Genomic DNA, 25,037 nt, shown 5'->3' with positions numbered 1-25,037 from the left:
AACCAAATTTTTTTAAGTTTGAAAATAAGAACATTATAAAATTACGTTTTTTCATTAAACTAAACAAAATTATATATTTTTAAAAATAAAAAATTATGTCTTTAAATAAAAAGATTTTAAAAGAGGCTCTAACTTTTGATGATGTTTTGCTTGTCCCCTCCTATTCTTCAATTCTTCCATCAGATGTCTCTCTTAAAACTTATCTAACACCTGATATTTCTCTAAACATTCCCATATTGAGCGCCGCCATGGATACAGTGACTGAATCTTCTTTAGCTATATCTATAGCTAGGGAAGGAGGAATAGGAATTATTCATAAAAATATGAGTATAAAGAATCAATCAGAAGAAGTTTACAGGGTTAAAAGAAGTGAAAGTGGAATGATAGATGATCCTATTACACTTTCCAGAAATTCTACACTGAAACATGCTCAATTTCTTATGAAGAGATATCAAATATCTGGACTTCCTGTTATAGAAAAAGATCATTCATTAATAGGAATTATTACGAGAAGAGATATCAAATATCGTACGGATTTGGATTCTTTAGTCGAAGAAGTAATGACAAGAGAAAACTTGATCACTTCTAAAAAAAATATTACTTTGGAAAAAGCAAAGAATATTTTATTAAAAGAGAGAATAGAAAAATTACCTATTGTAGATGACTATAATAAATTGATAGGATTAATCACAATTAGGGATATAGATAATTTAATTGAGAATCCTAATGCATGCAAAGATTCTAGAGGACGTCTTCGTGTAGGAGCAGCTGTTGGGATAGATCTACATACTTTAGAAAGAGTAGAATCTTTAATCAAAGTAGGAGCAGATCTAATAGCTATAGATTCAGCTCATGGCCATTCTTCTAGAATATTAAAAGTTATTAAATCAATCCGTTATTCTTTTCCAAGAATTTCATTACTAGCTGGAAATGTAGTCACAAAAGAAGGTGCTAAAGATTTGATAGATGCTGGTTCTACTGTTTTAAAAGTAGGAATAGGTTCTGGCTCTATTTGTACGACAAGAGTAATAGCTGGAGTAGGTATGCCTCAAATAACAGCCATTAATGATGTATATGAATACGCAAAACAAAGAAATATAAATGTGATTTCTGATGGAGGAATTAGATATTCAGGAGACGTGGTAAAAGCTATTGCTGCAGGAGCGAGTTCTGTTATGATTGGTAGTTTATTTGCAGGAACAGATGAAGCTCCTGGCGAAGAAGTGATTTTTAAAGGAAGAAAATTTAAAACTTATGTTGGAATGGGTTCTTTAATTGCTATGAAAAGAGGAAGTAAAGATCGTTATTTTCAATTTAGTGAAAAATCTGTTCCAGAAGGAATAGAAGCTATGGTTCCTTACAAAGGAAAAATGAAAGATACAATTTATCAAATTTGTGGAGGATTGCGTTCTGGTATGGGTTATTGTGGTGTTTCATCCATTACAGAATTAATGAAAAAAGGAAAATTTGTACGAATAACTAATTCAGGATTAAAAGAAAACCATCCACATAGTGTCAGCATTACAAAAGAAACTCCAAATTATTATCTAAATACCCGGAACGGGATTTGAACCCGTACGATCACAATGATCACAGGATTTTAAGTCCTGTGTGTCTACCAATTTCACCACCCGGGTTTTTTTTAAAGCGAGAAACGGGATTTGAACCCGTGGCCCCGACCTTGGCAAGGTCGTGCTCTACCAACTGAGCTATTCTCGCCAATCATATGAACTAATTTAAAAACACTTTTGTATATGAAGCAAATTATTTTAATTAATGATCTAATAAATTTTTAATTTCATTCATTTTGACAGGTGCATCTTCAAGAGATAGAGAATTAACATGATCTATTTTAATTTGTTTATTTTTTATCTTTTTCATTTTTTAATGTTTTTAATATTTCTTTTGCTCTATCAACGATTTTTATGGGCATTCCAGATATCTTTGCTACGTGAATCCCAAAACTATTCTCACTTCCTCCAACCATCAATTTTCGCATAAAAATAATATTATCATCAATTTTTTTCACGTAAACATGATAATTTTTTATTCTTTTAAAAAAAGAACTCATTTCATTTAATTCATGATAATGAGTAGCAAATAAAGTTAGAGGTCGTAAATTATTTTCATGTAAAAATTCAACAATAGATTTTGCTATTGAAATACCATCATAAGTGCTTGTTCCTCTTCCTATTTCGTCTAAAATAAGAAAGCTTCTTTTGGAAATATTATTGAGTATACTTGCTGTTTCGTTCATTTCTACCATAAAAGTGGATTCTCCCAAAGAAATATTATCTGAAGCTCCTACTCTGCTAAATATTTTATCTATTAATCCTATTTCTGCATACTCAGCTGGAACAAAACTTCCAATATGAGCCATTAGTATGATAATAGCTGTTTGACGTAAAATAGCAGATTTTCCGGACATATTTGGTCCTGTTATGATCATAATTTGTAGGTCTGATTTATTTAAAATAATATCATTTGGAATGTAAGATATTTTGGATATAAACTGTTTTTCAATAACTGGATGTCTTCCTTTTATAATGCATATTTTTAAAGAGTGATCAATTTTTGGTTTGACATAATTGTTTTCTAATGCTAGATTAGAAAAGGAGCATAAAACATCTAATTCTGCAATTGCTTTTGCATTTTTTTGCAGATATTTTACTTTTTCTAGAATTTGATCAATTAAATTATTGAATATTTCTTTTTCTAAAGAGAATATTTTTTGTTCAGCATTCAAAATTTTCAATTCATAGTTTTTTAATTCTTCGGTTATATATCTAACAGAATTAGCTAACGTTTGTTTTTGAATCCAGTGAGATGGAATCTTATGTTTTTTTGAAGTTTTTACTTCAAAAAAATACCCAAAAATATTATTGTATCCAATTTTTAAATTATTGATTCCTGTATTTAATTGTTCTATTTTGCAAAGTTTTTCCAAATATTCTTTTTGCGAAAAATATAGCATACGAATTTCATCTAATTCTTTAGAAAATCCTTTGATGATTACATTTCCTTTTCCTTTTTCAATTTGATGTGGAGGATTTTCCTGTATGGTATTAACAATTTTTTCAGATACAATATTGCAATCTTGAAAAGAATTTACAAAATCTACAAGAATTTGGGATTCTTGATATAAAATTTTTTTTTTTATTTCAGTAATAGAAATCAAAGATTTGTGCAGTGTATATATTTCACGAGGAGATACTTTACCGATAACCATTTTAGAAATCATTCTTTCTATATCATGAATATCTTTAAGTTTTTTTTTTATGAAATTACGGATAGAATTATTGGAGTATAATTCTTGGACTATTTTATGACGTTTTTTTATATGAAATATATTTATTAAAGGAAAAAGGATCCAATTTTTCAATAATCTTCCTCCCATAGGAGTGATTGTCTGGTCCAGAACATGAATTAAAGAAACTCCTTCTTTGTTTAAAGAATGAAATATTTCTAAATTTTGAAAAGTGAAGTGATCAATCCACATATGTTCTTCTTTTTTTATCCTTCGTATGTTAGAAATGTGTTTGATATTGAAATGTTGTGTATTGTGTAAATAAGATAATATCACTCCAGAGGAAACAATTCCTAATTTTAAATCATCAATTCCAAATCCTTTTAAAGAATTGGTTTTAAAATGTGATGTCAATTTTTCATATGCGAATCTATAATCAAATATCCAATCTTCCATTAAAAAAGTATAATACTTATTTTTTAATAATTGGTCAAAAAATTTCTTTTCTCTTCTTTGAAAAAGAATTTCGCTGGGATTAAAAAGTTTTAAATATTGTAATACATTATTTTTTTTATCTTCGGTTATAAAAAATTCTCCTGTAGAAACATCTAAAAAACTTAATCCTAAGTTATTCATCCCTACATGAATAGAAGCTAAAAAATTGTTTGATTTGGTTTGTAAAATATTTTCATTTATAGCTATTCCCGGAGTTACAAGTTCAGTTACTCCTCTTTTTACTATATTTTTTCCTTTTTTTGGTTCTTCTAACTGATCACAAATCGCTACACGTAATCCTGAACGTATTAATTTTGGTAAATAAGTATTTAACGAATGATAAGGAAATCCTGCTAGATGAAGATTAGATCGCTTAGTTAAAACAATATTTAATATTTTAGAACATTTAACAGCATCTTCTCCAAAGATTTCATAAAAATCTCCAACTTGAAATAATAAAATTGTATCTGGATATTTAGTTTTTATATCATTATATTGCTTAATTAATGGAGTTTCTTCTTTTTTTTTACAACAAGAGTTATCGTTTTTATTCATACAAAATGTAATTATTTAGAGTAAAATAGAAGATTTTTAATTTATTATTACAATAAAAACCTTATGTCAAAAAGATTTAGAGAATATAAAAAACTGGATCTTAATAAGATAACCATAGAAATATCTGAATATTGGAAAAAACATAAGATTTTTCAAAATAACTTTAATTTTTCTAATAAAAAAGAATCATCTTTCTATGTTTTATATGAAGGGCCCCCTTCTTTGAATGGAAAACCGGGAATACATCATTTATTGGCTAGAACTATAAAGGATATTTTTTGTAGATATTATACTTTAAAAGGGAAAAAAGTATTTAGAAAAGCTGGTTGGGATGCTCATGGACTTCCTATTGAGCTGAATGTTGAAAAAGAAATGGGTATTACTAAAAATGATATAGGAAAAAAAATTAGTGTAAAAGAATATAATCAATTTTGCAAAAACTTTGTCTATAAATCATTAAAAGAATGGTTATTATTTACAGAAAAGATAGGTTATTGGATAGATTTAGATGATTCTTTTTTAACTTGTAATGCAAAATATATAGAGAGTGTATGGTGGTTAATTAAAAAATTTTATTGTAATAATTTTATTTACAAAGATTTAACTATTCAACCTTATTCTCCTGCTGCAGGAACAGGATTGAGTCATCATGAATTAAATATGCCGGGGACTTACAAAAAAGTGGAACAAATATCTCCATTTTTAAAATTTAAAACTATAAAAAATACTTTACCGAAAAAATTAAAAAATGTTTTAGGGGATATATATTTTCTATCATGGACCACTACTCCCTGGACTCTACCTTCAAATACGGCATTAGCCGTTGGATATGATATAGATTATGTTTTGGTCAGTACTTATAATGCTTATACTTCTTGTAAAGAAAATATTATTTTCTCTGAAAAATTGATTCATCGAATATTGCTATCAAATAAATTTTATTCTGTTTCAAATAATCTTGAATTAGATATATCAAATGCTAAAAGCCATAATAAAATTCCTTATTTCATAGTGGAAAAATTTAAAGGGAAAGAATTAATCTGTAGTAGGTATGAACAATTATTACCTTGGTTTAAACCTTATTATAACGAAAGAAATGCATTTCAAGTTATAGAAGGAGATTTTGTAAACGTAGATGAAGGGACAGGAATTGTTCATATATCTCCTACATTTGGAATAGAAGATTTTATGATAGCCAAGAAATATAAAGTTCCGCCAATGTTACTTTTAAATGAAGATAACATGCCTGTTCCTTTAGTTGATTTGCAAGGTCGATTTTTAAAAATTTTTCCTCATGGATTTGGAGGAAAATATGTGAAAAAAGATTTCAATCCTTTGGATTCAAATTTTTTTTCAGCAGACCAAGAAATAGTCCTTTTTCTAGAAAAAGAACAAAAAATATTTAGAACAGAAAAGTATATTCATTTTTATCCACATTGTTGGAGAACAGAAAAGCCAATACTCTATTATCCTTTAAATTCATGGTTTTTCAAAACTACAGAGATAAAAAATAAAATGATTCTTTTAAATCAAAAAATAAAATGGCATCCTGAATTTACAGGTAAAAAACGTTTTGATTCTTGGTTAAAGAGTACAAAAGATTGGAATTTATCTCGTGCTAGATATTGGGGGACGCCTCTTCCTATTTGGAGAACAGAGAAAGGAGACGAAGAAATAGTTATTGGATCAATTAAAGAATTATTTATGGAAATTCAAAAATCTATTAAACATGGATTTATGTCTTCTAATATGTTTAAAGATTTTATATTGGATGACATGAGTAATGAAAATTATAATAAGATCGATTTACATAAACATGTTTTAGATAAGATTGTATTAGTGTCTTACAAAGGAAAACCTATGAAGAGAGAGTCTGATTTAGTCGATGTATGGTTCGATTCTGGAGCTATGCCGTATGCTCAATTTCATTATCCTTTCGAAAATAAGGAATATATCGATAAAAATTTATTATTTCCTGCTGATTTTATTTCGGAAGGAATAGATCAAACAAGAGGATGGTTTTTTACTCTGCATGTTATTAGTAGTATGTTGTTTAATTCTATAGCATATAAAAATGTAATATCAACAGGATTAATTTTGGATAAACATGGACATAAAATGTCTAAAAGTAAAGGAAATACTATAAATCCTTTTAATTTAATCAATAATTATGGTCCTGATGCAATACGTTGGTATATGATATTTAATTCTGAACCTTGGGATAATCTGAAATTTGATGTAAAGGGAATTCATACCATAATCAACAAATTTTTTGGAACATTATATAATATCTATTCTTTTTTTGTTTTGTATGCTAATATTGATGGTTTTTCTTATAGAGAAGAAGAGTGCTCCAATTACACTGAATTAGATCTTTGGATTCTTTCTGAATTAAACACTCTGATAAAAAAAGCAGATGATTATTATTCTAATTATAATTCAACTAAAGTAGCACGTTTGATTTCATCTTTTGTATTAGACCAATTGAGTAATTGGTACATCAGATTGTGTAGAAGAAGATATTGGAAAGAAAAATACACAGAAAATAAAATATCTGCATATCAAATACTTTATAAATGCTTAATTGTTATAGCAAAGTTGACATCTCCTATTATTCCATTTTTCTCTGAAAAATTGTATTTGGATTTAAATTCTATTACCAATAAAGAAAATTGTAAAAGTATTCATTTGACTAGTTTTCCTAACTATAATCTAAGTTTAATTGATAGAGAATTGGAAAAAAGAATGTCTTTGATTCAAAAAATAACTACCATGGTTTTTTCTATTCGAAAAAAAAATAGAATTAAAATTCGTCAGCCTTTGCAAAAGGTACTCATTCTTATTTCTGATGAAAAAATACGTTTTCAATTGGAAAAATCATCTAAAATTCTTATGAAAGAAGCTAATGTGAAAGAGATAGAATTTTCTGATTCTTATAAAAATTTAGAATTGGTTAAACACATTAAACCAAATTATCAATCTTTGGGTCCTAGATTTGGATATAGAACTCAAGGTATTTCCAAAATTATAGAAAAATTTACTCAAGAAGAAATTAGAGAAGTCGAAAAGAATAAAAAATGTGTAATTTTTTTACAGGATCAAAAAATCCTTCTTTTTTTAGAAGATGTAAAAATTACTACTGAATATATTAAAAATTGGTCTATTCTATTTGATCATGAATTAACAATAGCATTAGATTTACGTATTACAGATTCTCTTCGTGAGGAGGGGTTCATGAGAGAATTAATTAGATATATACAAAGATTGAGAAAAAAACGTAACTATGATGTAGTCGAAAAAATATTTTTATACATAAGAACTGTTCAAAAAGTACAATTGATTATACAAAATAACAAAGATTTTCTTTGTCAAGAAACTCTTGCTGCTGATATTTTTTTACAAGAAAAAAATATGAAAAAAAAGGAAATGGAATTTTTTTTTGTGGAAAATTTTGAAGAAAAATTAATGCTATATATACAAATTCGAAAAGTCGAAAATATATAAAATGGAAAAAAAAGGAAAACAAAGGTATTCTATGGAGGAGAGAAAAGAGTTTCGTAAACTTATACTTGAAAAATTAGAAAAAGCCAAGAAAGATTTATCAATTTTTAAAGATTCTTTTTCTAATAATCAGGATAATGGTACAGATGATACTTATCCTACTTTTAAAGCTTTTGAGGAAGGATCGGAAACTTTGAGTAAGGAACAGAACGCTCAAATTGTGGAACACTTACAAAAATTCATAAAAAGTTTAAATGCTGCTTTAATTAGAGTGGAAAATAAAGATTATGGAATTTGTCGGATAACAAAAAGATTAATTCCTAAAGGACGTCTTATGGCTGTTCCTCATACTACTTTAAGTATAGAAGGGAAAAGACTTGTAGAAAAAAGAAACAAGTAATTTGAAAAAAATTTTTTTAGTTGTTTTTTCTATTTTATTAATAGATCAAATTTTAAAAATTTATATTAAAACCCATTTTGAATTGGGGAATGGAGTATCCATATTTCCTTTTTTTTGGATTCTTTTTGTGGAAAATCCTGGAATGGCTTATGGTTTTTATCTTGGAAATGGATATTATGGAAAAATATTATTAAGTATTCTTCGTTTTTTTTTAGTTTGCTTAATATTCCTTTTTCTTTATAAAAATGTAAAAAAAGGATCTTCTAATTATTTAACTATTCCTACTAGTTTGATTTTGTCGGGAGCTATGGGTAATTTTTTAGATAGTGCTTTATATGGATTGTTATTTAACACAGGTACAGTTTATAGCAAAGAACATCATAAATGGATTCCTTATTTAGGAATATCTAAAATCAATTATTTTAGTGGTGGATATGCATCCTTCATGAAAGGATGTGTAGTAGATATGTTTTATTTTCCTATAATGGATACTCATTTTCCTGATTGGATTCCTTTTGTTGGAGGTTTTCATTTTCAATTTTTTAAACCGGTTTTTAATGTATCCGATATGTCTATATTTATTGGTGTTATTTTATTCTTAATATTTAAAAACAGAATCAAAAATGTAAAATTTTTGTGACTTTTATTATTTTTTTGAGAATTATAAAAATCTCTATAGATTTGTACTACCCTGATTTCCATTATGACGAATAAAATTTGATTTGCCGGTGTAGCTCAGTTGGTCAGAGCACGTGATTTGTAATCTCGGAGTCGTGGGTTCGAATCCCTCCACCGGCTTTTTCAGGGGAGATACTCAAGTTTGGTTAACGAGGACAGACTGTAAATCTGTTGGCTATGCCTTCGCAGGTTCGAATCCTGCTCTCCCCATTTTCATAAAGCGGAAGTAGCTCAGTTGGTAGAGCATCAGCCTTCCAAGTTGAATGTCGCGGGTTCGAATCCCGTCTTCCGCTCTAAAGAAATATTATGGCCAATGTAGCTCAGTGGTAGAGCACTTCCTTGGTAAGGAAGAGGTTACGGGTTCAATTCCCGCCATTGGCTTTTTTTTGAACTTTTTAATAATTTGATCATGGCAAAAGAAAAATTTAAACGAGACAAACCACATTTAAATATAGGAACAACAGGTCATGTTGATCATGGAAAAACTACTTTAACTGCTGCTATTACAAAAGTATTATCTGAGATAGGATTAGCGGAAGAAAAAAGTTTTGATGCCATAGATAATGCTCCTGAGGAAAAAGCTAGAGGAATTACTATTAATACATCTCATGTTGAATATGAGACAATAAAACGACATTATGCTCATGTAGATTGTCCTGGACATGCAGATTATGTAAAAAATATGATAACAGGAGCAGCTCAAATGGATGGGGCCATTTTAGTTGTAGCAGCTACAGATGGTCCTATGCCTCAAACTAGAGAACATATATTATTGGCTCGTCAAGTAGGAGTTCCAAAAATAGTAGTGTTTATGAATAAAGTGGATCAGGTAGATGATCCTGAATTATTGGAATTAGTAGAAATGGAAATTAGAGAATTACTTTCCAAATATGAATATGATGGAGAAAATATTCCTATTGTGCAGGGATCAGCTTTGGGTGCTTTAAATGGAGAAAAAAAGTGGGTTGATAAGGTGAAAGATCTTATGAAAATATTAGATGATTATATTCCTGAACCTGTTCGTGAAATGGATAAACCTTTTTTGATGCCTGTAGAAGATGTTTTCACTATAACAGGGAGAGGGACCGTGGCAACAGGTCGTATTGAAAGTGGGATTATTAATACAGGAGATTTAGTGGATATTATAGGAATGGTAGATAAAAAATTATCTTCTACTGTAACTGGTGTTGAGATGTTTAGAAAAATATTGGATAAAGGTCAAGCTGGAGATAATGTTGGTCTTTTATTACGTGGAATAGAAAAAAAAGATATTCGAAGAGGAATGGTTATTGGAAAGCCAGGATCCGTAAAATCTCACAAAAAATTTAAATCTGAAGTATATGTTCTCACAAAAGAAGAGGGAGGAAGGCATACTCCTTTTCATAATAAATATCGTCCTCAATTTTATTTGAGAACAACAGATGTAACAGGAGAAATTCATCTTCCAAAAGGAGTAGAAATGGTAATGCCGGGAGATAATGTTTCTATGGAGGTGGAATTACATCAGCCTGTTGCATTGAGTGAAAATTTACGTTTTGCCATTCGTGAGGGAGGAAAAACAGTGGGGGCAGGACAAGTAATTCGTATAATGGATTAATATTATTATTTTTGATACGGATGTAGCTCAGTTGGTAGAGCATCGGTCTCCAAAACCGAAGGTCGTAAGTTCGATTCTTACCGTCCGTGCATGGTTTTTGACAGAAGACGATATGAAAGAAAATAATTTTTTTTTGGAAATTTATGATGAATTTTTTCATCGTATTACATGGCCTAAGTGGAATGATTTACAAGCAACAACAATGATCGTCTCTTTTTTTTCTATATTTCTATCCATATTTTTATATGGAGTGGATGTTTTTTTCATTTTTTTAATTAAGAGATTGTTTTCTTTATAAAGAAATTATTATATGGATTTGGAAAGAAAATGGTATGTAATTAAAACTATTAGTGGACAAGAAAACAAAGTTAAATCATATATCGAGAATGAAGTTAGAGATAATGGATTTCAAGAATATATAGGAAGAGTCTTGGTTCCTATTGAAAAAGTTATACAAATGAGAAAAGGAAAAAAAATTCACAGAGAGAAAGTTCATTATCCTGGATATGTTATGGTGGAAGCAAATTTAGAAGGAGAAGCCGTTCATGCAATTAAAAATGTTCCTGGAGTTATTAATTTTTTAAGTGAAGGAAAGGGTGGTTCTGCTGTTCCTATCCCTATGAGAAAAGAGGAAGTCAATAAAATGTTAGGAAAAATAGATGAACTGTCTGAAAATTATGAAAATATTAATATCCCCTTCGTAGTTGGAGAAACAATTAAAGTTATCGATGGCCCTTTTACTGGTTTTAATGGGACAATTGAAAAAATTAATGAAGAAAAAAGAAAATTAGAATTAGCTGTTTTGATTTTTGGAAGAAAAACTCCATTGGAATTAAATTTCACACAAATAGAAAAAATTTAAAATTAAATCATGGTTATAGAAAACAAAAGAGTTATAAAAAGAATTAAAATTCAAAAAATCAATGGAGGAAAAGCTAGTCCTGCTCCACCAATTGGTCCTATTTTGGGCAGTTCTGGAGTCAATATAATGGAATTTTGTAAACAATACAATTCTCGTACTCAAGAAAGAAAAGGAGAAATATGTCCTGTTGTGATAACTGTATATGAAGATAAATCATTTTCTTTCATAATCAAAAAACCTCCGGTTTCTGTTCAATTATTGAACATGATGAAAAAAGAAAAAGGGTCTAAAGAATCCAATCGATCCAAAATTGGAAAAATAAGTTTGGATAAAATTAAGATGATTGCAAAAAATAAAATGGCAGATTTGAATTGTTTTACAATTAAATCTGCCATATCTATGGTTTCTGGTACTGCAAGATCTATGGGAATAGAAGTAGAAGCCTAAAAAAATACTCCATTTATTTTAGTATGTCAATAAAATTAACTAAAAATAGAAAGAAAATTATAGAAAAAATTTCTAAAAAGAAATATTCTTTGGAAGAAGCAGTCCTTCTTATCAAGGAAATAAGTTTTGTAAAATTTGATGCATCTGTTGATATTTCTGTACATCTTGGGATAGATGTACGTTTACCTAATCAAATAGTTAGAGGAACGGTCAAATTACCTCATGGAACAGGTAAAAATATTTGTATTTTAGCTTTAGTAACTAAAGAAAAAGAATCAGAAGCTAAAGAAGCTGGAGCAGATTATGTAGGATTGGATTTTATTGAAAAAATAAAATCTGGATGGACAGATATTGATATTATTGTCGCTGTTCCTTCTGTTATGAATCAGTTAGGAATTATAGGAAAAATATTAGGTCCTAAAGGATTGATGCCGAATCCTAAAATGGATACAGTTTCTACAAATCCAGGAAAATCTATTAAAGAGATTAAGTCTGGCAGGATATCTTTTAAAGCAGATCGTTATGGGATTGTTCATGCTTCAATAGGAAGAGTTTCTTTTTCAAAGAGATATTTACTGGATAACATAAAAGAATTTATGATAACAATTATTCGGAACAAGCCTTCCACTTCCAAAGGGGTTTATATCAAGAGTATTCATTTATCTACCACAATGAGTAATAGTATTTCATTGGATTCAAAAAGTTTTCTGAACACATGAATAAAAAGAAAAAAGAAAAAGAATTGTTGGAATTAGTTTCTATATTATCCGATAATGAAACTATATATTTTATTGATATATCCAATTTAAATTCTAATCAAATATCCGTTCTTAGAAAAAATTTTCATGAGTTCAATATTAGAATGAAAGTAGCAAAAAATACTTTGTTGAAAAAAGCTTTAGAAAAGGGAAGAAATAAAAAGTTTGATTCATTTTTTTCTATTTTAAATGGAAATACTACTATTTTATTTTCAAATTTTGGAAAGGGGAATATAGCTTCAAAAATTATAAAACATTTCCATATTCAAGAAAAAATAGAAAAACCATATTTAAAAGGAGCTTATGTCCAGGAATCTTTTTATTTTGGAAATAAAGATTTGGATTTTCTGATTAACATTAAATCTAAAGAAGATCTTATTGTTGATATATTACATATGCTACAATTTCCAATGAAAGATATTATTTCATCTTTTTTAAATTCAACAAAACATAAAATATGTAGAATATTAGAAACTTTATCTTCTAAATCGTCATAAAAGTTAAAATCTGAGTTTCCTTTAATTAAAAAATAATAATATGATAGAAAAGCTGGCAGAACAATTAGTGAATTTAACTGTTAAACAAGTTAATGAATTAGCCTCAATTTTAAAAAAAGAATATGGAATAGAGCCTTCTAGTTTGGAAAAATCTGAAAATTTTCATCCTCAAGAAAAGGAGATATCTAAAAAAGAGGAAAAGAGTATTTTTAATATAATTTTGAAATCATCCGGAAATTCTAAATTATCTGTGGTGAAATTGGTAAAAGAAATAACTGGAAAGGGACTTAAAGAGTCTAAGGATTTAGTGGACAATATTCCTAGTATTCTTAAAGAATCTGTAAACAAAAAAGAAGCGGAAGATTTAAAAAATAAATTTGAAGAAGTAGGAGCTGAAGTAGAATTGAAATAATATAGTTTGTTTTAAAATTTTATAAATATCCATTAAATTAAAATTGGTGAATACAGAAAAAATATCAGAAAGAATTACTTTTTCTTCAGTAGCAAAACAAGTCGAGTATCCTGATTTTTTGGATATTCAAATAAAATCATTTAAAGAATTTTTTCAATTAGATACAAAACCTGAAAATAGAAAAAACGAGGGCTTATTCAAAGCTTTTACAGAAAATTTTCCAATTTCTGATGCAAGGAATTCTTTTGTTTTAGAATTTAAAGGTTATTCTATAGATTCTCCTAGATATTCTATAGAAGAATGTATTGAAAGAGGGTTAACTTATAGTGTTCCTTTAAAGGCTAAATTAAAATTGTATTGTACAGATCCTGAACATGAAGATTTTGAAACAGTGTATCAAGATGTTTACTTAGGAACATGTCCTTATATGACTCCTTCTGGTTCTTTTATTTTTAATGGAGCAGAAAGGGTTATTGTTTCTCAATTACATCGTTCTCCAGGCGTTTTTTTCGGTCAATCTCATCATGCTAATGGAACTAAACTTTATTCTGCTAGAATTATTCCATTTAAGGGGTCATGGATAGAATTTGCAACGGATATTAATAATATCATGTATGCATATATCGACAGAAAGAAAAAATTACCGATGACAACTTTATTGCGTGCTATAGGATACGAAAGAGATAAAGATATATTGAAAATTTTTGATTTAGCTGAAGAAATCAAAATTACAAATAATGTAAAAAACATTTTAAATAGAACTTTAGCTGCTAGAATTTTAAAAATTTGGCATGAAGATTTTGTGGATGAAGATACAGGAGAAGTAGTATCTATAGAAAAAAATGAAATTCTTATAGATAGAGATGTTTTTTTAAAAGAAGAACATATTGATCTTATGATTCATCATGAAATAAAAACTGTTTTGTTGCATAAAGAAGGAGGAAGAAAAAAAGATTATTCAATTATTTATAACACTTTACACAAAGATCCAACTAATTCTGAAAAAGAAGCAGTCGAATATATTTACAGACAACTCAGAAACACTGAACCTCCGGATGAGGAAACAGCCAGAGGTGTAATCGATAAACTTTTTTTTTCTGATACTAGATATAGTTTAGGTCCTGTAGGAAGATATCGGTTAAATAAACGTCTTGGATTAAATATAGATCCAAATCATTTAGTTTTAACAAAAGAAGATATCATTGCGATTATAGAACATTTGAATGCTTTGTTTAATTCAAAAAGAGAAGTTGATGACATTGATCACTTATCTAACAGGCGTGTTAGAACTGTAGGAGAACAACTTTACACTCAATTTAGTATTGGTTTAGCTAGAATGGCTAGAACTATAAGAGAAAGAATGAATGTTCGTGATAATGAAGTTTTCATGCCTGTAGATCTTATTAATGCTAAAACTTTATCTTCCGTAATAAATACTTTTTTTGGAACCAATCAGTTATCTCAATTTATGGATCAGACAAATCCTTTATCTGAAATCACTCATAAACGAAGACTTTCAGCTTTAGGCCCTGGTGGTTTATCTAGAGAGAGAGCTGGTTTTGAAGTAAGAGATGTTAATTATTCTCATTATGGTAGATTGTGCCCAATTGAAACCCCAGAGGGACCTAACATAGGATTAATATCTTCTCTTTCTGTATTTGCAAAGATAAACAATATGGGATTTGTAGAGACTCCCTATAGAACAGTTAGTTTTCAAAAAGTAGATTTAAAATCTGAAGTAAAATATTTAAGTGCAGAAGAAGAAGAAGGTAAAATTATTGCACAAGCTAATGCTATTGATCAAAATGGTAATTTTTTGTCTGACAGAATTATAGTTCGGGAAGATGGAGATTTTCCGATAGTAAAGCCGAATCAAGTGGATTATATAGATGTAGCACCAAATCAAATAGCTTCTATCTCTGCTTCCTTAATTCCTTTTTTGGAACATGATGATGCGAATAGAGCTCTTATGGGTTCTAATATGATGCGTCAAGCTGTTCCATTATTAAATCCTGAAGCTCCTATTGTAGGAACTGGATTGGAACAACAGATTGCAAGAGATTCTCGCATTTTAATTAATGCAAAAAGAAATGGTGTAGTAGAATATATTGATGCGAGAAAGATAATTATTCGTTATGATCAAACAGATAAAGAAGCTTTAGTCTATTTTGATCCTGATGTTCAGGGTTACGATTTGATTAAATTTAGAAAAACTAATCAGAATACATGCATTAATTTAAAACCTATTGTAAAAAAAGGGATGAAAGTCGTGAAAGGACAAATTTTATGTGAAGGTTATGCAACAGAGAATGGAGAGTTAGCTTTAGGAAGAAATTTGAAAGCAGCTTTTATTCCGTGTAACGGGTATAATTTTGAAGATGCTGTTTTAATTTCTGAAAAAGTAGTTAGTGAAGATTGGTTTACCTCTATACATATAGATGAGTATTCTTTAGATGTGCGTGATACAAAATTAGGAATGGAAGAATTGACTAATGATATCCCTAATGTTAGTGAAGATGCAACCAAAGATTTAGATGAAAATGGAATTATAAGAGTTGGGGCTGAAGTGAAACCTGGAGATATTCTTATTGGAAAAATAACGCCTAAAGGGGAGTCTGATCCGACCCCAGAGGAAAAATTATTAAGAGCTATTTTTGGAGATAAAGCAGGAAATGTAAAAGATGCTTCTTTAAGAGCCGAACCATCTTTATTTGGAGTAGTTATAGATACAAAACTTTTTACCAGAAGTATAAAGGATAAGAAAACTAGGGCTCAGGATAAAATTAAAATAGAGTATTTGGAAAAAGAATATGATAAAAAATTTTTAGATCTTAGAAATTTTTTGATAGAAAAATTGTTGTCTATTTTGAATGGTAAATTATGTTATAATTCCATTTTTGATGAGAGAAAGAAGGAAATAATAGCTAAAGGAAGTAAATTTAACATGAAAATACTTGATAAAATATTGGATTACATAGGAGTTCATTCTGATAATTGGACTGATGATCCTGAAATCAATAGTTTAGTCTCTGAAATTTTACATAATTATAAAATAGCAGTTGGGGATTTGAGCAGCATTTTGAAACATAAAAAATTTTCTATTACAGTTGGAGATGAACTTCCTTCTGGCATCATTAAAATGGCAAAGGTATATATTGCTAAAAAAAGAAAATTAAAAGTAGGAGATAAAATGGCAGGAAGACATGGCAATAAGGGAGTGGTTGCACGTATCCTTAGAGAAGAAGATATGCCATTTTTAGAGGATGGAAGTCCTGTTGACATTGTTTTAAATCCATTAGGAGTTCCTTCTAGAATGAATATAGGACAAATTTATGAAACAGTACTAGGATGGGCTGGACAAAAATTAAATATGAAATTTTCAACTCCTATATTTGATGGAGCTACTATCGATCAAATATGTGAATATACAGATAAAGCTGGAATTCCTCGTTTTGGTACTACCTATTTGTTTGATGGTGGAACAGGAGAAAGATTTAATCAACCTGCCACTGTTGGGGTTATATATATGTTAAAATTGGGTCATATGGTAGATGATAAAATGCATGCTCGTTCAATAGGACCTTATTCTTTAATCACTCAACAACCTTTAGGTGGGAAAGCTCAATTTGGAGGTCAACGTTTTGGAGAAATGGAAGTATGGGCTTTAGAAGCTTTTGGAGCATCCAATATTTTACGTGAAATATTAACCGTTAAGTCGGATGATGTAGTAGGAAGAGCTAAAACTTATGAAGCCATAGTGAAGGGGGAACCAATGCCTGAACCTAATAATCCAGAATCTTTTAATGTTCTTTGTTATGAATTAAAAGGATTAGGATTGGATATTCGTTTAGAAGAATGATTTTTTTTGTCATTATATGTCATTATATGTTTTTTATTTAAAAAACAATGAATAGAAAAAAAAATAACAAGTTTAATAAAGTAACTATTAGGTTATCTTCTCCAGAAACAATATTGAAAGAATCTCATGGGGAAGTATTGAAACCGGAGACCATAAATTATCGTACTCACAAACCAGAAAGAGATGGACTTTTTTGTGAACGTATTTTTGGACCAGTTAAAGATTATGAATGTGCATGTGGAAAATATAAAAGAATTCGTTATAAAGGAATTGTTTGTGATAGATGTGGAGTTGAAGTAACTGAAAAAAAGGTTAGAAGAGAACGAATGGGTCACATTAGTCTTGTAGTTCCTGTCGTTCATATTTGGTGTTTTCGTTCTTCTCCCAATAAAATCGGATACTTATTGGGATTACCTTCTAAAAAACTTGAAATGATTATTTATTATGAACGATATGTTGTCATTCAAGGAGGCTTAGCGTTTCGTTCAGATGGATCTTCTTTTCAAAAAGGTGATTTTCTAACTGAGGAAGAATATTTAAATATTTTAAACAAGCTTCCAAAAGGAAATCAGCAATTGGAGGATTATGATCCGAACAAATTTATTGCTAAAATGGGAGCAGAGTGTATAGAAGAGCTTTTAAATCGTATTGATTTAGATGTTTTATCACTTGAATTAAGAAATCAAGCTCATCATGAAACTTCTAAACAAAGACGTATTGAAGCATTAAAACGTTTGCAAGTAGTGGAGGCTTTTCGGGAAGGTAAAAAAAATGGAGGGGATCCATCTTGGATGATTATTCATGTATTATCCGTTATTCCTCCTGAATTGAGACCTTTGGTGCCTTTAGATGGAGGTCGTTATGCCGCATCTGATATGACAGATTTATATCGTCGTGTACTTATAAGAAATAATCGTTTAAAAAGACTTATAGAAATTAAAGCTCCTGAAGTCATTTTGAGAAATGAAAAAAGAATGCTTCAGGAAGCAGTCGATTCTCTTTTTGATAATTCAAGAAAAGTGTCTGCTGTGAAATCGGAAGCTAATCGTCCTTTAAAATCTTTATCAGATGCTTTAAAAGGAAAACAAGGTCGTTTTAGACAAAATCTTCTTGGTAAGAGAGTAGATTATTCAGCACGATCTGTTATTGTAGTAGGACCCCATTTGAAGTTACATGAATGTGGACTTCCTAAAGATATGGCAGCAGAACTTTATAAACCTTTTATTATACGTAAGTTAATTGAAAGAGGAATAGTGAAGACAGTAAAATCTTCTAAGAAAATTATTGATAAAAGAGATCCCATGATATGGGATATTTTGGAAAATGTTTTAAGAGGACATCCTATATTATTGAACAGAGCGCCTACTTTACATCGATTAGGAATTCAAGCTTTTCAACCAAAATTAATAGAAGGAAAAGCTATTCAATTGCATCCTTTAGTTTGTGCTGCTTTTAATGCAGATTTTGATGGAGATCAAATGGCTGTTCATTTGCCATTGTCATATGGGGCTATTTTGGAAGCTCAACTTTTAATGTTAGCTTCTCAAAATATATTAAATCCTGCTAATGGATCTCCGATAACAGTTCCTTCTCAGGATATGGTATTGGGATTATATTATATGACCAAACCTTTATTATCAGATTCAAAAAATAAAGTCAAAGGAGAAGGACTTATTTTTTATTCACCAGAAGAAGTTGAAATAGCATATAATCAAGGAGTAGTAGATTTGCATGCTTTAGTTAAAGTGAAAGTCAATATTCGTGAAGAAGATAAATTTTATAATAAATTAATAGAAACTACTGTAGGTAGAGTTTTGTTTAACCAAGTAGTACCCAAGCAAGTAGGATTCATTAATGAATCTCTTACAAAAAAATCATTAAGAGAAATTATAGGCAATATATTGCATCTTACAGACGTACCAACCACTGCTAATTTTCTAGATGATATTAAAGAATTAGGTTTTTATAACGCATTCAAAGGTGGCCTTTCTTTTGGATTAGGAGATATTATAATTCCTGATAATAAAAAAGATATGGTTGATCATGCTATCAAACAGGTTGACAATATCAAAATGAATTATAATATGGGATTGATAACAAATAACGAACGTTATAATCAAGTTATTGATATTTGGACAAATACCAATGCTATGCTTACAGAAAAAGTAATGAAATATATGCGAGAAGATAAAAAAGGATTTAATCCTGTATATATGATGTTGGATTCTGGAGCAAGAGGTTCTAAAGAACAAATACGTCAACTTTCTGGAATGCGTGGATTAATGGCAAAACCCCAAAAAGCGGGATCTTCTGGAGGGGAAATTATTGAAAATCCTATTTTGTCTAATTTTAGGGAAGGCCTTTCTATTTTGGAATATTTTATTTCCACTCATGGAGCTCGTAAAGGATTAGCTGATACAGCATTAAAAACAGCAGATGCTGGATATCTTACAAGACGTTTAGTCGATGCAGCGCAAGATGTAATTATCAAAATAGAAGATTGTAACACTTTACGTGGTTTGCAAATATCAGCATTGAAAAAAAATGAAGAAATAGTAGAAACTTTGTTTGATCGAATTTTAGGTCGTATATCTTTAAATGATGTTCATCATCCAAAAGATAATCAATTAATAGTCCCTTCTGGGAATATAATTGATGAAAAAATAGCAAGAATAATTGATAAATCTGGAATTGAAATAGTGGAAGTCCGATCTCCTTTGACTTGTGAAGCAAAAATGGGGATTTGTTCTAAATGTTACGGTCGTAATTTATCAACAGGAAAAATAGTTCAAAAGGGAGAAGCTGTAGGAGTTATAGCTGCACAATCTATTGGAGAACCAGGTACTCAGTTGACATTGCGTACTTTTCATGTTGGAGGAACAGCCGGAAATATTACGGAATCTTCACAAATAAGAGCTAAATATGATGGAATTATAGAATTTGAAGACTTAAAACTTGTAAAAACAAAAAAAGAGAAAGAGTCTGAAAAAATAGGAATAGTAGTTTCTAGATCAACAGAAATGAAACTTTTTAATCAAAAAAAATCATCTATTTTGATGGTTAATAATATCCCTTATGGAGCTGCTTTATATGTTCAGAATGGAGATCTATTAAAGGCAGGAGATCTGATTTGTAAATGGGATTTATATAATGCAGTTATTGTTGCAGAATTTTCAGGAATTATATCTTATCAACATTTAGAACAAGGTGTAACTTTTCAAGTAGAGATAGATGAACAGACTGGATTTCAAGAAAAAGTAATCACAGAAGTAAGAAATAAAAATTTAGTTCCAACATTAAAAATATTGAATGATAAAAACGAAGAGTTGAAAGTATATAATCTCCCGGTAGGAGCTCATTTGATGGTAGAAGATGAAGAAAAAATAAATGTAGGTAAAATTTTGGTTAAAGTTCCTAGAAAATCGGCTAAGTCAGGAGATATTACAGGGGGATTGCCTCGTTTGTCTGAATTATTTGAAGCACGTAATCCTTCTAATCCTGCTGTAGTTTCAGAAATGGATGGAATAGTAAGCCATGGAAAAATCAAAAGAGGGAATAGAGAAATTATTGTAGAATCTAAAACAGGAGAAGTCAGGAAATATCTTGTCAAATTATCTAATCAAATACTTGTTCAAGAAAATGATTATGTAAAAGCAGGAATGCCTTTATCTGATGGGGCTGTAACTCCTAATGATATTTTAAATATAAGAGGACCTAGAGCAGTTCAAGAATATTTAGTTAAAGAGATACAAGAAGTGTATCGTTTGCAAGGTGTGAAAATTAATGATAAACATTTTGAAGTTATTGTTTTACAAATGATGAGAAAAGTAGAAGTAATAGATGGGGGAGATACTAAGTTTTTAGAAGGAAATATTGAGTACAAAGATGATTTTATAGAAGAAAATGATAAAATTTATCAGATGAAGGTCGTTGAAAATTCTGGAGATTCTAACATTTTTAAAAATGGAGATATTATTAATTATAGAGATTTAAGAAATGAAAATGCCGTTTTAAAATACAAAAATAAAAAGTTGATAAAAACTAGAAATGCAATTCCTGCTACAGCTAGACCTATATTACAAGGAATAACACGAGCTGCTTTGCAGACCAAATCTTTTATATCTGCAGCTTCATTTCAGGAAACAACAAAAGTTCTAAGTGAAGCAGCGATAAGTAGTAAAACTGATTATTTATATGGATTGAAGGAAAATGTCATAGTAGGACATAAAATCCCTGCAGGAACTGGATTAAGAGAGTATGAAAATATTTCTACAGGCATTTTGCAATAAAAAAGATTTATTTTTTCCATTGATTTTTTATGTATGCCGTTTTATTGAAAATAATTTTATTAGTGGTAGAATCTTCTACATAAAAATAACCAATTCTTTGGAATTGAAAATGGTCTCCTTTTTTTGCTTTTTTTAAAGAAGGTTCTGCATAACCTATAATTTTATCTTTTGATTTTGGGTTGATACATGTATGAAAATCCATGTCCGGATTTCTTTTCAAAAAGAGAGGATTATACAAATTAATTTCTATGGGAAAAGAATGTTTTATGGATACCCAGTGTAGAGTGCTTTTTGTTCTTCCTTTTCCTTCTGTTTTTTCTTTTTTTCCAGACTTGCTTTTTGGATCATAAGTGCAGTGGATTTCTTTGATCTCGCCTTTATAATTTTTGATTATAGAATTAGCCTTTATAATATAGGCATTTTTAAGTCTCACTTCTTTTCCAATACTAAGACGAAAAAAATTTTTTCGTTGTTTTTCCAAAAAGTCGTCTTCTTCAATATATAAAAATTTAGAAAAAGGTACTTTTCTATTCCCAAAATTAGGATTTTCAGGATTATTTTCGGCTTCTATCCATTCAGTAGTATTCATAGAATAATTGTCAATAATTAATTTAATTGGATGAAATACTACCATCACTCTAGGAGCTATTTTATTTAAATGTTCTCTAATCCAAAATTCTAAAAGAGATATATCAATGATATTATTTCTTTTTGTAATTCCTACTTTATGAACAAAATTTTTTAAAGCTGTTGAAGTGTATCCTCTACGACGCAATCCAGATATTGTTAATACACGTGGATCATCCCAAGATTGGATAATTTTTTTTTCAATTAAATACTGAATTTTTCTTTTGCTAGTTATAGTATGACTTAAATTTAATCTTGAAAACTCTATTTGTTTAGGTCTTATTTTTTCATGATCATAAATTTGATCTAAATACCAATTATATAACGGACGTCTATTTTCAAATTCTAATGAACATAAAGAATGTGAGATTTGTTCAATATAATCACATTGACCATGAGTCCAATCGTAAGTAGGATAAATACACCATTGATATCCAGTTCTGTGATGTTCTTTTTGCAAAATTCTATACATAATTGGGTCTCGCATATTCATATTTGGAGAACTCATATTAATTTTAGCTCTTAAAACACAAGACCCTTCCTTAAAAAACCCGTTTTTCATTCTTTCGAACAAATACAAATTTTCATCTATAGATCTATTCCTATAATTACTATTGATTCCAGTTTCAAAAGAACTTTTTCTTTGAAATTGGATAATCCTTTGAGATTGATCATCCACATAAGCTTTATTTTTCTTAATTAATCTCACTGCCCAGTCATAAAGTTGACAAAAATGATCTGATGCATAGCTTTCCCTGTCCCATTTAAAACCTAAAAAAAGAATGTCTTTTTTTATGGATTCTATAAAATTTCTACTTTCTCCTATAGGATTAGTATCATCAAATCTTAAATCAACTGGTGATTTATATTTTTTTCCTAACTCGAAATTTAGACATATTGCTTTAACATGTCCAATATGAAGATATCCATTTGGTTCAGGAGGAAAACGAAATCTAATTTTTTTAACAGGAAACCCATTTTTTATATCTTCCTCTATAATTCTCTCAATAAAATGTAGATGTGATTCTATTCCAAAAAATAATTAGAAATCAATTCTAATGCGAATATAATTAATTTTTTGAAAAAAATATATTTTTGTGTCATGTTATTTTTAATAGTTGGAACTTGAATTATTTAGAAACTGTTCAATGGATTTTTAAACGTCTTCCAATTTATCAAACATCAGGATTGAAATCATACAAACCTGGTTTGAAAAGAATACAAAATTTTTGTTTTCATTTAGGAAATCCTCAAAATTTTTTTAAAAGCATACATGTAGGCGGAACAAATGGAAAAGGATCTACAGTTCACATGTTATCTTCTATTCTTCAAGAAGAAAAATATAGAATAGGATTATTTACTTCTCCTCATTTAATAGACTTTAGAGAGAGAATCACCTGTAATGGAGTTTTGATAGAAAAAGATTTTATTGTTGATTTCATCAGAGAAAATCAACAATTTATAGAAAAAGAAAAGATTTCATTTTTTGAAATGAATACAGCTTTGGCTTTTCAATATTTTAAAGAAAGAAAAGTAAATATAGCAATTATTGAAGTCGGTATGGGAGGGCGGTTAGACTCCACTAATCTTATAATTCCAGAAATATCTGTAATCACCAATATTGGCATAGACCATACAGAAACTCTTGGAAATAGCAAATTAAAAATTGCTTTAGAAAAAGCAGGAATCATTAAGAAAAATGTATCAGTAATAATAGGAAGGAAAATCTCAAAAAAGATACAATTTCTTTTTTTTAAAGAAGCTTTAAAAAAAAATGCCCCTATTTATTTTTCTGTAAAAAAAAAGGAAGATTTTAAATATGAAATGCCTTTTGAAGCAGATTATCAAGATTTAAATAGAAGTGTTGTATTAAAAACTGTGAATATTTTACATCATAGGAAAAATATAATTGTATCTAATCAATCCATAAAAAAAGGATTAAAAAATGTAATAAGAAATACAAATTTTAAAGGTCGTTGGCAAATTTTACAAAAAAATAATCCAAAGATTGTTTGTGACATAGCTCATAATGAAGAAGGGATATATATGATTAATCATCAATTGAAAAAAGAATCTTATGATAATTTGCATTTGATTTTAGGTTTTGTAAGAGAAAAAAAAGTAGAAAAATTATTAAAACACTTTCCTATTGAATCATTCTATTATTTTTGTCAACCTAAAATTGACAGAAAATTTTCTATTTATGATCTAAAAATATTGGTTCATAAAATCTTCCAAGATCGCAAAAAAATAAATTTTTATCATTCTGTAGAAAAAGCTTTTTTATCTGCTAAAAGAAAAGCAGACAAAAATGATTTAATCTTAATAAGTGGAAGTACGTTTATTGTATCTGAAGTTTTGTTATATTATAAAAATTTTTTACTTACATTTGAGTAAGTGAAAATGAGGGCAATTAGCTCAGTTTGGTTTAGAGCATCTGTTTTACAAGCAGGGGGTCACTGGTTCAAATCCAGTATTGCCCACTATTTTTAAAATGAAATTCAAAATTTTTTCTTTTTCTTTTGGATTAAACCATGTTACAGAAGAATCTTTTTTATACCAAGTTAATTGTCTTTTTGCGTATCTCCTAGTATTTGTTTTTATTTTTTCTATGGTTTCATTCAAACAATTTTTTTCTAAAGAAAGAAATTCAAAAATTTCTTTATAACCTATAGTTTGTAAACTATTTAAATTTCTATAACAATAATAGAGTTTAGCTTCATCTAACAGCCCTTTTTTCATCATATCTTCTACTCTCTTATTTATTCTAGAATAAATTTCATGTCTAGACATAATCAATCCTATTTTCAAAA

17 protein-coding genes and 8 tRNA genes are annotated in these 25,037 nt (G+C 28.9%); 20 read left to right on the top strand and 5 right to left on the bottom strand.

Features of this window, described 5'->3' with window-relative positions; all coding sequences use genetic code 11:
* Nucleotides 1-95: 95 nt before the first annotated feature.
* The gene (gene guaB / locus H0H68_RS02425; RefSeq protein ID WP_185853213.1) at nucleotides 96-1,571 is read left to right on the top strand and encodes an IMP dehydrogenase; all 1,476 of its coding nucleotides are present in this window, start codon (nucleotides 96-98) and stop codon (nucleotides 1,569-1,571) included.
* On the opposite strand, the gene H0H68_RS02420 is transcribed toward guaB, so the two are convergent.
* The 3 genes from H0H68_RS02420 to mutS all read right to left on the bottom strand — a co-directional run bounded on the left by H0H68_RS02420 (nucleotide 1,553) and on the right by mutS (nucleotide 4,297).
* Nucleotides 1,553-1,637, bottom strand: a tRNA-Leu gene (locus H0H68_RS02420). The two genes, guaB and H0H68_RS02420, sit on opposite strands and share 19 nt — an antisense overlap.
* Before the next feature lie 9 nt (nucleotides 1,638-1,646).
* A tRNA-Gly gene (locus H0H68_RS02415) sits at nucleotides 1,647-1,719 on the bottom strand.
* Nucleotides 1,720-1,861: 142 nt separating this feature from the next.
* Complete coding sequence (mutS, locus tag H0H68_RS02410) at nucleotides 1,862-4,297, bottom strand: DNA mismatch repair protein MutS (protein ID WP_185853212.1); 2,436 nt, start codon at nucleotides 4,295-4,297, stop codon at nucleotides 1,862-1,864.
* Between the two features lie 63 nt (nucleotides 4,298-4,360).
* On the opposite strand from mutS, the gene ileS reads away from it, so the two are divergent.
* From ileS to rpoC, 17 genes are all read left to right on the top strand, one after another.
* The gene (gene ileS, locus H0H68_RS02405; RefSeq protein ID WP_185853211.1) at nucleotides 4,361-7,801 is read left to right on the top strand and encodes an isoleucine--tRNA ligase; all 3,441 of its coding nucleotides are present in this window, start codon (nucleotides 4,361-4,363) and stop codon (nucleotides 7,799-7,801) included.
* Between the two features lies 1 nt (nucleotide 7,802).
* Nucleotides 7,803-8,198: a TraR/DksA family transcriptional regulator gene (locus H0H68_RS02400; protein WP_185853210.1), complete on the top strand. Its 396-nt coding sequence runs from the start codon at nucleotides 7,803-7,805 to the stop codon at nucleotides 8,196-8,198.
* A 1-nt stretch (nucleotide 8,199) separates the two neighbouring features.
* The gene (locus tag H0H68_RS02395) at nucleotides 8,200-8,838 is read left to right on the top strand and encodes a lipoprotein signal peptidase (RefSeq protein WP_185853209.1); all 639 of its coding nucleotides are present in this window, start codon (nucleotides 8,200-8,202) and stop codon (nucleotides 8,836-8,838) included.
* A gap of 84 nt (nucleotides 8,839-8,922) precedes the next feature.
* Nucleotides 8,923-8,996 (top strand) — tRNA-Thr (locus H0H68_RS02390).
* Between the two features lie 6 nt (nucleotides 8,997-9,002).
* A tRNA-Tyr gene (locus tag H0H68_RS02385) sits at nucleotides 9,003-9,086 on the top strand.
* Between the two features lie 10 nt (nucleotides 9,087-9,096).
* Nucleotides 9,097-9,169 (top strand) — tRNA-Gly (locus H0H68_RS02380).
* 16 nt (nucleotides 9,170-9,185) lie between these two features.
* Nucleotides 9,186-9,257, top strand: a tRNA-Thr gene (locus H0H68_RS02375).
* A gap of 28 nt (nucleotides 9,258-9,285) precedes the next feature.
* Entirely contained in the window at nucleotides 9,286-10,473 is a 1,188-nt protein-coding gene (gene tuf, locus H0H68_RS02370) for an elongation factor Tu (RefSeq protein ID WP_185853208.1), read from the top strand.
* Between the two features lie 16 nt (nucleotides 10,474-10,489).
* Nucleotides 10,490-10,562: transfer RNA gene (locus H0H68_RS02365), tRNA-Trp, on the top strand.
* Nucleotides 10,563-10,585: 23 nt separating this feature from the next.
* Nucleotides 10,586-10,771, top strand: coding sequence for a preprotein translocase subunit SecE (gene secE, locus H0H68_RS02360; RefSeq protein ID WP_185853207.1), 186 nt, complete (start codon nucleotides 10,586-10,588; stop codon nucleotides 10,769-10,771).
* 12 nt (nucleotides 10,772-10,783) lie between these two features.
* Nucleotides 10,784-11,335: a transcription termination/antitermination protein NusG gene (gene nusG / locus H0H68_RS02355; RefSeq protein ID WP_185853206.1), complete on the top strand. Its 552-nt coding sequence runs from the start codon at nucleotides 10,784-10,786 to the stop codon at nucleotides 11,333-11,335.
* Between the two features lie 9 nt (nucleotides 11,336-11,344).
* A complete protein-coding gene (rplK, locus tag H0H68_RS02350) occupies nucleotides 11,345-11,782 on the top strand; it encodes a 50S ribosomal protein L11 (protein ID WP_185853205.1) in 438 nt (145 codons plus the stop codon).
* Between the two features lie 23 nt (nucleotides 11,783-11,805).
* Nucleotides 11,806-12,501: a 50S ribosomal protein L1 gene (rplA, locus tag H0H68_RS02345; protein WP_185853204.1), complete on the top strand. Its 696-nt coding sequence runs from the start codon at nucleotides 11,806-11,808 to the stop codon at nucleotides 12,499-12,501.
* Complete coding sequence (gene rplJ / locus H0H68_RS02340) at nucleotides 12,498-13,037, top strand: 50S ribosomal protein L10 (protein ID WP_185853203.1); 540 nt, start codon at nucleotides 12,498-12,500, stop codon at nucleotides 13,035-13,037. The genes rplA and rplJ overlap by 4 nt, the downstream gene beginning before the upstream one ends.
* A gap of 40 nt (nucleotides 13,038-13,077) precedes the next feature.
* The gene (gene rplL / locus H0H68_RS02335) at nucleotides 13,078-13,449 is read left to right on the top strand and encodes a 50S ribosomal protein L7/L12 (RefSeq protein WP_185853202.1); all 372 of its coding nucleotides are present in this window, start codon (nucleotides 13,078-13,080) and stop codon (nucleotides 13,447-13,449) included.
* A 46-nt stretch (nucleotides 13,450-13,495) separates the two neighbouring features.
* Entirely contained in the window at nucleotides 13,496-17,308 is a 3,813-nt protein-coding gene (gene rpoB / locus H0H68_RS02330; RefSeq protein ID WP_394366738.1) for a DNA-directed RNA polymerase subunit beta, read from the top strand.
* Between the two features lie 47 nt (nucleotides 17,309-17,355).
* Nucleotides 17,356-21,597: a DNA-directed RNA polymerase subunit beta' gene (gene rpoC / locus H0H68_RS02325; protein WP_185853200.1), complete on the top strand. Its 4,242-nt coding sequence runs from the start codon at nucleotides 17,356-17,358 to the stop codon at nucleotides 21,595-21,597.
* Between the two features lie 7 nt (nucleotides 21,598-21,604).
* Here rpoC and glnS read toward each other — a convergent pair whose 3' ends face one another.
* The gene (glnS, locus tag H0H68_RS02320) at nucleotides 21,605-23,233 is read right to left on the bottom strand and encodes a glutamine--tRNA ligase (RefSeq protein ID WP_185853643.1); all 1,629 of its coding nucleotides are present in this window, start codon (nucleotides 23,231-23,233) and stop codon (nucleotides 21,605-21,607) included.
* Between the two features lie 86 nt (nucleotides 23,234-23,319).
* Between glnS and H0H68_RS02315 the strand changes: the two genes are divergently transcribed.
* Entirely contained in the window at nucleotides 23,320-24,621 is a 1,302-nt protein-coding gene (locus H0H68_RS02315) for a bifunctional folylpolyglutamate synthase/dihydrofolate synthase (protein ID WP_317168024.1), read from the top strand.
* 10 nt (nucleotides 24,622-24,631) lie between these two features.
* Nucleotides 24,632-24,707 (top strand) — tRNA-Val (locus H0H68_RS02310).
* Here H0H68_RS02310 and H0H68_RS02305 read toward each other — a convergent pair.
* Nucleotides 24,667-25,017, bottom strand: coding sequence for a tRNA dimethylallyltransferase (locus tag H0H68_RS02305; RefSeq protein ID WP_238783988.1), 351 nt, complete (start codon nucleotides 25,015-25,017; stop codon nucleotides 24,667-24,669). The two genes, H0H68_RS02310 and H0H68_RS02305, sit on opposite strands and share 41 nt — an antisense overlap.
* Between the last annotated feature and the right edge of the window lie 20 nt (nucleotides 25,018-25,037).

It is taken from the genome of Blattabacterium cuenoti, from assembly GCF_014251555.1.
Lineage (GTDB): Bacteria > Bacteroidota > Bacteroidia > Flavobacteriales > Blattabacteriaceae > Blattabacterium > Blattabacterium cuenoti_P.
This window is presented reverse-complemented; position numbering and strand designations above follow the sequence as displayed.